7 protein-coding genes are annotated in these 11,765 nt (G+C 36.7%); 5 read left to right on the plus strand and 2 right to left on the minus strand.

Features of this window, described 5'->3' with window-relative positions; translation table 11 throughout:
- Positions 1-497: 497 nt before the first annotated feature.
- The 3 genes from ndhN (at position 498) to F6K22_RS15665 (ending at position 4,368) form a co-directional block, all read left to right on the plus strand.
- Positions 498-974, plus strand: a complete 477-nt coding sequence (ndhN, locus tag F6K22_RS15655; protein WP_293099365.1) for an NAD(P)H-quinone oxidoreductase subunit N — start codon at positions 498-500, stop codon at positions 972-974.
- A 295-nt stretch (positions 975-1,269) separates the two neighbouring features.
- Positions 1,270-2,508: a circadian clock protein LdpA gene (ldpA, locus tag F6K22_RS15660; protein ID WP_293099367.1), complete on the plus strand. Its 1,239-nt coding sequence runs from the start codon at positions 1,270-1,272 to the stop codon at positions 2,506-2,508.
- A gap of 87 nt (positions 2,509-2,595) precedes the next feature.
- On the plus strand, positions 2,596-4,368 hold the full coding sequence (locus F6K22_RS15665) for a R3H domain-containing nucleic acid-binding protein (protein ID WP_293099370.1): 1,773 nt from the start codon (positions 2,596-2,598) through the stop codon (positions 4,366-4,368).
- A gap of 234 nt (positions 4,369-4,602) precedes the next feature.
- Here the strand turns inward: F6K22_RS15665 and F6K22_RS15670 are convergent, their stop codons facing one another.
- A complete protein-coding gene (locus tag F6K22_RS15670) occupies positions 4,603-6,009 on the minus strand; it encodes a hypothetical protein (protein ID WP_293099373.1) in 1,407 nt (468 codons plus the stop codon).
- 624 nt (positions 6,010-6,633) lie between these two features.
- Between F6K22_RS15670 and F6K22_RS15675 the strand changes: the two genes are divergently transcribed.
- On the plus strand, positions 6,634-6,894 hold the full coding sequence (locus F6K22_RS15675; RefSeq protein ID WP_363273651.1) for a chemotaxis protein CheB: 261 nt from the start codon (positions 6,634-6,636) through the stop codon (positions 6,892-6,894).
- A gap of 890 nt (positions 6,895-7,784) precedes the next feature.
- Here the strand turns inward: F6K22_RS15675 and F6K22_RS15680 are convergent.
- On the minus strand, positions 7,785-8,165 hold the full coding sequence (locus F6K22_RS15680; protein WP_293099376.1) for a response regulator: 381 nt from the start codon (positions 8,163-8,165) through the stop codon (positions 7,785-7,787).
- 292 nt (positions 8,166-8,457) lie between these two features.
- On the opposite strand from F6K22_RS15680, the gene F6K22_RS15685 reads away from it, so the two are divergent.
- A complete protein-coding gene (locus F6K22_RS15685) occupies positions 8,458-11,640 on the plus strand; it encodes a PAS domain S-box protein (protein ID WP_293099423.1) in 3,183 nt (1,060 codons plus the stop codon).
- Positions 11,641-11,765: the final 125 nt, after the last annotated feature.

The following is an 11,765-nucleotide window of genomic DNA, read 5'->3' on the forward strand; positions in this document are numbered from 1 at the left end:
TAATACTTAGCAAGAAAATATTTTATCGTCTGTTGAAGACGACATTTACTTATGTTGCTACGCTATTATTCTTTTTAGCTTTTCATCTTTAGATTTATCTAATTCCGATTCTATGGTCGCTAGGACTTGAGTAGCTTGCTACTCAGTATCCGTTCCATCATCTGTTAATAGTCACTAACTAATAATTCCTGTTTCATTCTATCTAACGAAGTATGGCTATTAGCTAATCTATAAAACTGTCAAGATCGAACTGACCGCCCAATAAGAAGTAATCCTATTGTTGCTTAAGCTTTAAATAGGCAGTTAACGATCTTAAGGCCAAATAAACCTTTTTTCAGCGACAATATATTATTGTATATTATTTACTAGTACTTGTCTAGAGGTTGAAATAATTTTTTTTTGAAGTTGTTAGGAACACAAGTATCTTTGGTTTAAGGAACTATAATATAGACCAAATATAATCAGCTAGGATCTAAGAATTAGGGACAAGATTAAGCATGGCACTGATTACAACTGGTCGAGGAATGATTCGAGATTTAGAGAAGTCTGGATCTTTGGCCGTTTATGTTCCTTTGGAAGGAGGATTTGAAGGGCGTTATCAACGTCGTTTAAGAGCTTCTGGCTATGTAACTCACAATATTACTGCCAGAGGACTAGGGGATTTGGCCATGTATCTCACAGGGGTACATGGAGTTAGACCTCCTCACTTAGGTAAGAAAAGTTCGGGAAGTGGTGCAGCGGTTGGCTATGTCTACTATGTGCCACCAATTGTCAGCTATAAATTGGAACATTTACCACCCAAGACTAAGGGTTTGGTTCTGTGGATTATAGAAGGTCAGATTCTATCTAGTCAAGAAATTGAGTATTTAACTGGCCTACCTAAGTCGGAACCACGAGTAAAGGTCATAGTGGAAATGGGTGGCGATCGCTTCTTTAGGTGGACACCACTTCAAAATACTTTGGTGCCTGCCTAAGAGTTTCCAGGAAAAACTTTTGGATACTAGAGTTTAAACTGGTCTGCCAATCGAAATATACAATAGTAATAGTATTCGATCCGCCTTGGGAAGCAGGGTGGCTGCGTGGGTTCCATCTGAGGATGGATAAAGGTTGGAAACAATCAGAGACGCTGAGTAAGTCCAATCTATGAATTTGTGTAGTGAGGTATTGGCGGGAGAGACACGAAACCTTAACTATAGCACAGCTTAGTTAGGGTACTTCACCTAAAAAATGTACCTCGATTTTTTTTGAGCTAAAGGCTACCATATAAGCGTGAGAGAACGCTACTATCCTTTAAATTCCCTAAAAGAGGGCCACTGGTTTAAGTTAATCTGTGGGGCCAGCTTTCAACACCTGCCAACGGTGAGAAATTTAACGTTAGCTTATACTTTGGCAGGTGTAGATTGTATTGATGTGGCTGCAGACCCAGCGGCGATCGCTGCGGCGAAAGAGGCTGTAAAAGTTGCGTCTAAGCTCAAGTCTTGGGCAAAACATCAAGGATTTGGCTACCAAGCAAGGCCATGGATAATGGTCAGCATCAATGATGGAGAAGATCCTCATTTTCGGAAAGCTGAGTTTGACCCCGCCATTTGCCCCACAGACTGTTGGCGACCCTGTGAGAAAGTATGTCCGGCAGAAGCTATAGTTTTTTCTGAAAATAGAGATGGTGTAATACCTGACTATTCAGGAGTGATAGATGAACTTTGCTACGGTTGTGGCAGGTGTTTGTCTGTATGTCCTAATCAACTAATACAGGCTCGCTCTTATGTATCTACTCCTAGTTCTATTGCATCATTAGTATTGCCGACTGGTGTAGACGCCATAGAAATTCATACCCAAGTTGGAAGAGAAACTGATTTTCAGCGACTCTGGAAAAGTATAAAACCTTGGGTAAATCAATTAAAACTAATAGCAATTAGTTGCCCGGATGGGGAAGGGCTAATAGAATATTTACAGAGTTTGTATGAAATTATCTCTCCTCTTCCCTGTGCTCTAATTTGGCAAACTGATGGTAAGCCGATGAGTGGAGATATTGGGGCAGGTACTACCGTAGCTACAATTAAATTGAGTCAAAAGGTGCTAGATGGAGGATTACCAGGGTATGTACAACTAGCAGGCGGTACAAATAATTCTACCATAGCCAAGCTAATGGCTGCTGGTTTGCTAGCAAATAAGAACCAGGAACAAGACAAAGACCCCACCAATAATTTAAGTACTCCCATTTCAGAAAATAAGTTTGTTGCTGGTGTAGCTTATGGTAGCTACGCCCGTGTTCTGTTGTCACCAATTTTGGAAAAGTTAGAAAAAATGCACAAATCACAACTACAGGCAATTGAATTTGCCTGCAACAAAACTGGAGTAAAGGTAAAAGACGTTAATCAAAATCAGATTAACAATTCTCAACTAACAAAGCTAGAAACTGTACCAGAAATTCTTTCCGAAGCTGTCAGTTTAGCTAATTCTCTAGTTTCTCAAATTAAAAGATTGGAGATAGGCAAGAGTTTGAATTAATGTGAGCTTTCATAAACCAAGGTTTCAGTTTTTGCCTCTCATTCATCTCTTTTATCACCCAGTAGATAAAGTCACTTTAAACAAAGCATGCACATCACAGACGACCTTTATAGATTATTAGAAATTGTGCCGGAGCAAATCAGACGGCCCCTACAGCAGCATCAAGAGCGAAATCATCTGATTGAAATTGTGATGGATCTGGGTCGTCTCCCAGAAGCTCGTTTTCCATCCCACGCAGAATATCTGGGGGAAATTCCTGTTTCGAGAAAAGACCTTAGTTATTCTATAGAACGAATTGGCAATTTTAGCAGTGATAATCGAGCAGGTATTGAGCAGACGCTACACCGAATTAGTGCTATGCGCAACCGCACTGGAGAAGTTATTGGTTTGACTTGCCGAGTGGGGCGGGCAGTATTTGGCACAATTACTATGATTCGTGAGTTGGTGGAAACGGGAAGGTCAATTTTGATGCTTGGTCGCCCCGGTGTAGGAAAAACAACGGCACTACGAGAAATTGCGCGGGTGCTTGCTGATGAATTGGAAAAACGGGTCGTAATTATTGATACTTCTAATGAAATTGCTGGAGATGGAGATGTTCCTCATCCTGCTATTGGTCGTGCCCGTCGGATGCAGGTTGCTACTCCCGAAGAACAGCATCGAGTAATGATTGAGGCGGTGGAGAACCATACGCCAGAGGTGATTGTGATTGATGAGATTGGCACAGAATTGGAAGCTCTGGCAGCAAGAACAATTGCAGAACGTGGCGTGCAGTTGGTGGGTACTGCTCATGGAAATCAGATTGAAAATTTGGTGAAAAATCCAACTTTATCTGATTTGATCGGGGGTATTCAAGCTGTAACTTTGGGAGATGATGAGGCACGACGGCGAGGTTCTCAAAAGACGGTTTTGGAACGTAAGGCACCCCCGACTTTTGAAATTGCTGTGGAAATGTTGGAAAGGCATCGTTGGGTAGTTCATGAGCAGGTGGCTAATACTGTTGATGCTTTGCTGCGGGGGCAAAAACCTAATCCACAGGTGAGGACTATGGATGATACTGGTGAGGTGCAGATTAAACGAGAGTTTAATACTCCCACTGGATTGGGTGCGGGTGTTAATCGTAATGCAGGGGCGTTACTCGGACAGTCGGGGGAAATGTTGACTTCGGGTGGTGGTTTTCGGGATTCTGGTTATATGATGCCGTTGCCGAATACAGGTCAAATTAGTCAACCAGCAGAGTTTTCTGAAGCAAAGTCTTTTGAACAGTTGTTGGATGAGTCTTTATCTGGCAAAGGGATGTTTTCTCATGGCACAGGAGGAGGTTGGGAAGCTAAAGATACGGGGCCAAATGGTGAAGATTTGCCTTTGCATATCTATCCTTATGCTATTCCACGGCATCAAATGGAGCAGGTGATTACTACTTTGGGTTTGCCTGTGGTTTTGACTAAGGATATTGATAGTGCGGATGTGGTTTTGGCTTTGCGATCGCACACGCGGAAACAGTCTAAGTTACGTCATGCAGCTAAGACTCGTCATGTACCTATTCATGTGATTAAGAATAGCGGTTTGCCTCAAATTGCTAAGGCGTTGCGACGGTTGTTGGATATGGAAGATCCTGCTACTCCTGAGTTTGCTGATTTGAGTTTGTTTGCTGCTTCAGCTTCAGAAGATGAGATGGAGGCGTTGGAAGAAACCAGGTTAGCGGTGGAGCAAATTGTGATTCCGAAGGGGCAACCTGTTGAACTTTTGCCACGGTCTCCAAAAGTCCGTAAGATGCAGCATGAATTGGTTGAGCATTATCGCTTGAAGTCTGCTAGTTTTGGGGATGAACCGAATCGGCGTTTGCGTATTTATCCAGCGTAGTTGAAGAGAGTGTGGGGAGGGTGGGGAGTGTGGGAGGTGTGGGGAGAATTTTGTAGGGGCGAATGGCTATTCGCCCTTATACATTGTATGACTATCAGAGTCTGGTAGGGTGCGTTTCCTCACAGGGTGACATGAAAATGAAATGTAACGCACCGCTTATTCTAAATGTTACGGTATGTTATGCTTCGCAATATGAAAATGAAATGTAATGCACCGCTATTTCTCAATTCTCTTTCAAATCTCACTAAATTTCATTTTAACTGAATCAATATCTTTTCCCCAAGGTGAAATAATGTATGATTCACATTCGCAATCTTCAATGAATTTATCAATATCTTCATCTAAATTTTCCTCTAATCCATCAATATCTTTCTCTAAAATATTTTGTTTGAATGTACTGCCTAACCACAAGTATTTTATTTCGCAAATTCCTTCTAGTTTCTTCTTCAGTTCTTCTTTGATATAGCTTTTTAACATTTTTTTAGAATGAGCGAATAAACTAATATCAGGTATTCTGTATGTTCTGTGTGCAAAAGTTTCTTGACTTGAGATAATAGTAATCTTAGGCTTTTGAGTACCATCTTTTTGCATTCCTGTAAAACAAATATAATTATTAATTAAAATTCTAAATAGGTAATTAGGTTTTCGGTCATTAGTATCTTGAGCTTTGTCAATTTCTCTGTACCTTTCTCTTATGTAGTTTAATGCCTCAATTAAATTATCAGACGTGATTCTCTGTAAAATATGAAATTCTATTTTTATATTAGGAAATATAATGCCATCAAATTCATATTTAGGAAATAAATCCGGATTCCAAAACAGTATCAATATATCGCCACATTCTTTTAAGAACTCTTCTCTATATTTAGCAGAATATTGTTGTGAATACTTCAAAGATAAATGATAGATACATAAGTATCCTAAAGTTTTTGCAATAGGTGTAAGTATTTGAATACTCTTAAAAGACCACGTTAAGTTGGGATCTTCTATTTTTTTAACACTACAGAAAATATTTCCCATAGAGACAGATTCTTTTAGATGTAAATCGTAAAATGATACTAAATCAATTTCACTGTCATTGAAGATACCTATCTTGTTAAAAGCAATACCATAGCGTTTATCCTCAATTAAATTTGATTTATAAATTTCAAAATTTTTTCTACCCTCTGTGTAAATTTCAATATATTCTCTACCCTCTATGAAGATGCGGTTGCTTATTTCTACAATGCTCAAATTAATTTTGGAAAAAACATTGAGATGAGACTCTATAGCTTTAATAAATAATACAGCAAATTCTGTTTTTTCTTTTCTATCAGTGACATAATTAATAACAGTATTGCCTATAATTATACCTAATCCAGTCCCTAAAGCAGGAAATAATGGAAAATTCAATATATTCTTATATGTTTCAAGAAAGCTGTTTATATTATTAACATTTACTGATATGATTTCAAAAATAAACGGTAACAATATAAAAGAGATACTAGAAATTATGATGCCAAAGGGTTTTTCCTTAAGCATAAAACACACTGAAACTATAATTCTCAAGGGATTTTCCTTATGCATAAAATACACTAAAACTATTAATCCTAAAAAAAAGCCAATCAGTGCAGGGATAATATCTTGCAGTTGAGCAATCATAATCTTATCTATATTAAAAATTTAGTTTTCCTATAAATCAGAAAGTATTACCTTAAATCAAATTCCATCATATAAAATTATTATCAAAAATTTCGATAAAAAAAGGTGGGGAAAACCAACCATAAAATTAACAGTAATTACTGTAGTCGCTATTACTACTAATTATCAAATTATCCTAAGTTTTACGGTGCGTTCCGCTCCGCTAACACACCCTAATAGACCTGATAACTGAAATAGTGCTATAGTGAAATTGACAGAGAAAAAAACCAGAATAAAATTATGTCTAATTAAACAGAAAATCCTAGTTATTTTGCTCCCTATTTAAAACATCAAGGACGCACGATAAAAGAACAAATACGTCTGAATCAACCAGCAATGAATGGTTAAAAAAACAAATAGAATAAAAAGTCACAGAAACCGAATTACAAATCAGACGAAAAAACTTAGAAATATTCAAACAAACTATGGATAATTTTCGAGCATCAGGACACAAATTATATAGCGAATAATGATAGTTTTTATTGATAGTTTTTTCTTAAATTTACTATTATCTCAAACGCGAAAAATTAGAACTTAAACAATGTCAACAATGGTTGTACTTCCTAAGTTTTAAACATTTTAACTGTGACTTTTAATTTAGTCGCTAATTTTCATGGTTCCTCTGCTACAGGTGTTTTATTGACTGGAATGGGTCGAGATGGAGCAGATGGAATGCAGGCGATCGCTCAAGTAGGTGGCTTGAAAATTGCCCAAGATGAAGCTAGTTCTATAATATTTGGTATGCCTAAAGAAGTCATTGCTCTTGGAGCTGCTCAATATATTTTGTCAATCAATGATATTAGTCCTATGTTACTAAATTATATTGGTAAGGGCAGATATAGCTGAAGTCATAAGTCATAATTCAGAAATCATAAGGCGCGAAGTTAGAAGTTAAATTCGCAGCACGGACTATATTTGAGAAGAGCGAGAATGTCCGCGGTAGTAATGGCGACTGCTATAAATTCCAACTTTAATATTAATAATTAATTTTGAGCCTACTAGATTAACTGCTTCTGTTAACAAAAAAAATATCAATACACCTCTCCAAAAATAAAAAATTAAATCAATTATCGAGCAGAAACTATCAATTATTTCTCCCTACTCCCTACTCCCTCTTTTCTAAGATTAACTCCCTAATTATTAACATTAACCCCAAAAAAAATAGTTGTGCAGATTGTTTACTTCTAGATTATTTATCAATGGATAATTGATAATTGATCGAATCTAGGTTTCAAGTCTCTCCTAATAGAAGAAAAAGTGGTCGAGAGATGGCGAGGTTTCCTTTCCCTCCGGACGCTACGCGTTTTCCTGCGGAATGCTGCCTCTTGCAGAGGAGCTGCCTCCTGCGGAGGAGCTGCGCTAACGCTAACGCAAACGCGACATGTTTGCGTTAGCATTGCGTAGGAAAGCGAAACGCAAACGCGACATGAAAAACGCGCGTTGTGCGGAGCGCTAAACGCCATATCCAATGGACCAAGAAAAGTGCTAGGAGATTTCCACACCGGTTCAATCATCTCGGTTTCAACCAGAGGTAATTATCAATTATTCATTATCCATTATACATTATACATTATCCATTCTTGAAAGCAGATTCCAGGTTAATGTGGTACGATTGATAGAATAAATATTTTTTGCCTGTTCCCAATCTCCCTAAAACCATAAATATATGTACTTCATTAAGTATAAAACTGGTGTATTTTTTTCCCTCTTAATTGTTGTTTATATTTACTTAAAAATTAATTCAAGAAACTACTAATTAGCTGATTTAACTTTTCTGCATCAAAAGGTTTAGTCAGATATTCTGTAGCACCAGCTAAATGTCCTTGAACTTTATCAAAAGAATTATCTCTGGCTGTTAACATAATAATTGGTAAAGTTTGAAATTGAGGAATGCTGCGTAGTGTACGACATAGTTCCAAACCATCTATACCAGGCATCGAAACATCTAGTAACAGAACAGCGACTTGCTCATGGTAAATCATTGACAACCCATCCACAGCATTATCTGCTACTAACACCCTATATTTTTGACCCAAAACTTGTCTGATCATTTCATGCATAACCTTACTATCATCTACTGCCAAGATAGTCTTTTTTATACTTTCAGTTTCTGACATATTCTTACCTAAACTTATTCCTCCTTTGTCCATGAGTAAACACTTTAAATATCTCTGCTTTATTCTAATAAAATTAGAAGTATTAATTGACTCTTTTCTAACTGCAAATAAGCTATCAGCTTGGTTTGTAGTTAATCAATTTTAGTTTATGCTATGATCCTAGAATAAAGCAAGATAGTTTGATAAATTTTAAAGTTGTTAATATATTCAAGATTATATTTTCAAATAATAGGGCACTACCGAATTATTGAATCATAAAGAATAAAATTTTAAACTAAGGAAGGTAAATAAAATGGAAGTAAAATCATTATATCAGGTATTAGCTACCGAAACTTCCTTTCCAGAAATGGCAGATTTAGCAGCATATATAGCTGAAACTCCAATTGCATTCATTAGCTTTAGAGATTCTAACTACCTTTGGTTAAAATCTCAAACAGGTATTAATAATAATAAGCATAGATACCTAAATTTTGTAGAAGTAATTCTAGGCTCCTCAGAAAAAAACAAAACCAAATTACAGAAAAAAGAAGCAACATTATTAATTATACCCGATACATTAGCAGATGAAAGAATAGCAAATCATACCTTAGTAGTATCAGAACCAAAAATCAGGTTTTATGTGGGAATTCCCATTAATATTAATGGCAAACAAATCGGCATTTTATCATTAATGGACTATGTATCCAGAAGCTTAACAGAAAAATGTCAAAAACTATTAAAAAAACTAAGTCTTCATATCAGTAATCAAGTAGAATTACAAAGAAAGGTCTATAGTTTTAGTGGAAAATTTATCAAATTACAAGAAATAGTTAACGCCCATCCAGAAGAAAAAACACTACTGCTGCTAGAAAGAGCGATATCAGCTAGCAACAATGGCATAGTAATTACTGACAATACCCATCCTCATAATCCAATTATTTACTGTAACCCTGCCTTTGAAAAAATTACAGGCTATTCAACTCAAGAAATATTAGGAAAAAACTGTAGATTTTTACAAGGTGCTGACACCGATCCTGTCGCATTATCTCAAATTCGCCAAGCCATAAAATCAGAAACAAATTGCTTAGTAGTTGTCAAAAATTACCGCAAAGATGGTACTCCCTTTTGGAACGAATTAGCAATATCCCCAGTCAGAGATAATAATGGTCGCATAACAAACTTTATTGGTATCCAAACAGATATTACCCAAACAAAACAAGCAGAAGAAGCGTTGCGAGACAGTGAAGCACGTTATCGACTCCTTACTAATCATTCAACTGACCTAATTTCTAGGCAAACCTCAGAAGGTATATATTTGTTTGCTTCTGCTGCTTGTCGTCATTTGCTTGGATACGAACCAGATGAATTAGTGGGAAACTGTATATACAATCTATTGCACACAGCAGATCGAAAACTATATGAAACTAATATCTCTGAACAACAGGAAGGATACACCTTCACTCACCGACTACGCCATAAAAATAGCTCTTACATCTGGTTTGAAACCACTTGTCAAAAAATTCAAGACCCAGAAACAGGTAAAGTTATAGAATTAGTCGCAGTTTCACGAGATATCACAGAGAGAAAACGTGCGGAAGTGGCTTTATTAGAGCGAGCAAGTTTATCAACTCTAGAAGCTGAAGTGGGAGTAGCTCTAGGATCGGCAAGTTCCCTAAACAATATTCTGCAACATTGTACTAAAGCGATAGTCGCAGAATTAGATGTTATTGGTTCAGGAATATGGACTATTAATACTCAAACCAGTCAACTAGAATTACAAGCATTATCCGGTAACAACTTAACGTTAGACATAGAACATCAACATAAATTACTTACCCCAAAAAGCATCTTAACTTCTCAATTTCTAAACTCAGAAGTTAACTCCGATAATGAACAGCAAATACTGACAAATGATTTTACTCTACTAACCTCGGATAGTCGGGTTGCTGGAGTAATGTGTATATGGAGTCACAACACTCTTACAGAATCAGCTAGAGACGTACTTACTTGGGTGGCCAGTGCTATAGCTACTGCTATAGACCGAGTTAGAACCCAAGAACAACTATTAAGTAACCGAGAAGCTTTACTATTTCGCCTCGCCAGTCAAATTAGAGATTCCCTAGATATTGACAAGATATTAGGAACTGCAGTTACAGAAATTAGAAACCTCCTACAAATTGACCAATGCTTCTTCATTTGGTGCTTATCTGCTCAAATTACTAGCATTGCCATCACCCATGAAGCTTCTAACCCTAAAATATCAGTTCAAACCCCAGAGTATTCCAGCGAACAGATAAAAATTTTATCAGATAAAATTCGGAATCGTGAAATTTTACAACTTGACAATACAGAAACAGTTAATCAAAATCAGCTTAAACAAATGCAGCAATATCTGCAAGATTTGGGAGTGAAATCTACATTATTGCTACCATTGCAAACTCGTTCCGGTCAAATGGGAGGAGTTGTCTGTAACCAATATAGTACTCATCGACCTTGGAAAGAAAGTGAAGTAGAATTACTCCAAGCAGTAGTAGACCAATTAGCGATCGCCATTGACCAAGCGGAACTTTATGCTCAAACCCGTGCAGCAGCTTTAGCAGCGCAAACCCAAGCACATCATCTCAGTGAAGCTTTAAAGAACTTAAAGCAAAAAGAAGCTCAGTTAATCCAACAAGAAAAAATGTCATCTCTTGGTCAAATCGTAGCAGGTGTTGCCCATGAAATTAATAATCCTGTCAATTTTATTCACGGCAATATTACCTACGTTAAAAATTATATAAGAGACATTCTGGAATTGTTAAACCTTTATCAAAAGTATTACCCAGATCCTGTAGCAGAAATTGAGAACAAAACTGAAGATATAGAATTAGACTTTTTAATAGAAGACTTACCCAAAATTCTGTCTTCAATGGAAACTGGAACAGAACGTATTCGTAAAATAGTTATATCATTAAGAAACTTCACTCGTTCAGACCAAGCAGAGAAAAAAATAGTAGATATCCATGAAGGTATTGATAGTACCTTGCTAATTTTAGACAACCGGATTAGGTCAAAGGGGAAAGATTCTGGGATTGAGATTGTCAAAGAGTACGGTAGTTTGCCCAAAGTAGAGTGCTATCCAGGGCAACTCAACCAAGTCTTTATGAATATTATTGCTAATTCCATCGATGTCCTTGAAGGTAAACCGAAACCAAGGATAATTAAAATTACTACCCAGTTAGACTCTGAAGAACCAGAAGAAGAACCATTACTCAAATATGCTACAATCTCTGTTCAAGATAATGGCCCTGGAATGAAAGAAAATTTAATTAATCGAGTTTTTGATCCATTCTTTACCACTAAACCAGTAGGAAAAGGAACAGGTCTTGGTCTTTCTATTAGCTATCAAATTATAGTTGAGAAACATAGTGGTATCTTGAAATGCACTTCACAATTAGGAAAAGGCACTAAATTTATCATTAAAATTCCCATCAAAGCACCAAAAGCTCTCAAATAAATAATTTAAAGAGTTTCAGTCTGTCTCTCTGTTAATTGTACAGCAGTCGCTATTACTATTAGGAAATTATTAAATTCTCAAATTTAGTCACAGCAATAAATAATTTAACTTCTGATACCAAATAC

Source organism: Okeania sp. SIO2F4 (genome assembly GCF_010672385.1).
GTDB lineage: Bacteria > Cyanobacteriota > Cyanobacteriia > Cyanobacteriales > Microcoleaceae > Trichodesmium.